At 30.7% G+C, this 1,746-nt stretch carries 1 protein-coding gene; it reads left to right on the top strand.

All coding sequences use genetic code 11. The features are described from left to right. The first annotated feature begins 329 nt into the window (after positions 1 to 329). Positions 330 to 1,625: an IS110 family RNA-guided transposase gene (locus tag CLHOM_RS00005; protein ID WP_052219620.1), complete on the top strand. Its 1,296-nt coding sequence runs from the start codon at positions 330 to 332 to the stop codon at positions 1,623 to 1,625. Positions 1,626 to 1,746: the final 121 nt, after the last annotated feature.

A 1,746-nucleotide genomic window follows, 5' to 3' on the forward strand; every position in this document is an offset into this window, starting at 1 on the left:
ATTTCTTTTTTATTATTCGTAAATACGTTACCCGACAGGGTAAACTTCTCTACTCTAACTTAGTTTTCTATTTTCCCTTAATGGGAAACCAAATTAGTAAATATTGATGTATAATATCTCCTGAATAGAAGATAGATGTTTTCCTCCTGGGAATTGGCTCTAACGAGTCATTATTACCCGTTAATTAGCGTATCGTTCCATCAGTGAGAATTCTGTGTTTAGCTGGTTAGGTTTCCCTTTGGGAATTACCTGTGTCACAAACAAGGTTACAAAATTACTGATAGAAATGGAGTATCTATTCTATCTCACAAACAAAGGAGATAATTTTCATGAGTAAATTTTTTTATAGACCAATAGTTGGAATTGATGTATCAGCAGACTTTTCGGTAATTGCTATACTAGCACCTGACGGTGAAATTTATAGGAAGCCTTTTAAGATAATGCATAATAGAAATGGTTTTGATTACCTAGTAGATCAAATAAAAAAAGTGGAAGAAGAGTTTAACATGAAAACCGCCATTTTCATGGAATCTACAGGTGTATACCATCTTACTCTTTTCCACTTTCTTAAAGATACATTTGAAGTATGTATCCTTAATCCACTCATTACTAATTGTAACAAGAATGGTGACATAAGAAAAGTGAAAAATGATAAAAAGGATGCATTAACCATTGCTACTATAGGTAAATTTCAAAATGTCAAATATTCTTCTAATTTTGATGTTGAAATCTACACTTTAAAGTCTCTTTATAGAGATTACTATAAATTTACTGATAGTAAATCTACGTTTAAGAAAAAGCTTTCTACTGATTTAAGAGTTATATTTCCTAGATATAGCTCTGTCTTTTCAGATATTACTAGTAAAACATCAATAGCTGTGCTAAAAAAGTATTCTAGTCCTGAAGCAGTTTTAAATGCTGAAAGAGATGAACTTATTAACCTAATTTCAAACAATTCTAGAAAAGGACTAGCACATAGCGAAAACACTTATAAAAAGCTATATGATGCTGCTGAAGAAGCTGTTTACATTGGTCTTAAATCACCAAGTTTATTTGTAAAAATAATTAATACTATTGCAGTAATAGAATCATTGGAAAACCAAATTAAAAACCTATTATCTGAAATACATCTATTAATGCGTAGCGATAGAATTTCTGATGAATTTAAGAAAAATGTACAATTACTTTACTCAATACCAGGTGTTGGTGAACTAACTGCCATCACAATAATAAGTGAAATCGGCAATATTAAAGGTTTTGTTAAACCTAAGCACTTAGTTGCTTATTTTGGCTTAGATCCTTCTGTTAGCCAATCTGGTAAGTTTAACAGTGACAGAAACGTCATGTCTAAACGAGGTACCAGAATAGGGCGAAGAGCCCTATACGCTGTCGCGTTAGCATCCATACGTAAGAATAGAAACGGTGAACCTATAAATAGAGTTCTACTAAATTTCTATAATGAGAATATGAAAGGTAAAAGTAAAAAAGTAGGCTTAGTCGCAATAATGCATAAGCTAATTAACTACATATTCTCTGTTCTTAAAAATCAAAAAGAGTATGAACTACGTGACCCTAAGATACATTCAAAAATGTATCTAACCAATAAATCAAACAAAGCAGCCTAACGGCTAAAATAATTAGGGACTAATTTCCATTATTCGTATTTTTTAATGGATTTTTTGTGATACCTATTTTTACTCATAAATTTTTTTATAAAAATTTATTGACTTTTACTAGCTGGTCTAA

Source organism: Clostridium homopropionicum DSM 5847, from assembly GCF_001263795.1.
Classification (GTDB): domain Bacteria; phylum Bacillota; class Clostridia; order Clostridiales; family Clostridiaceae; genus Clostridium_H; species Clostridium_H homopropionicum.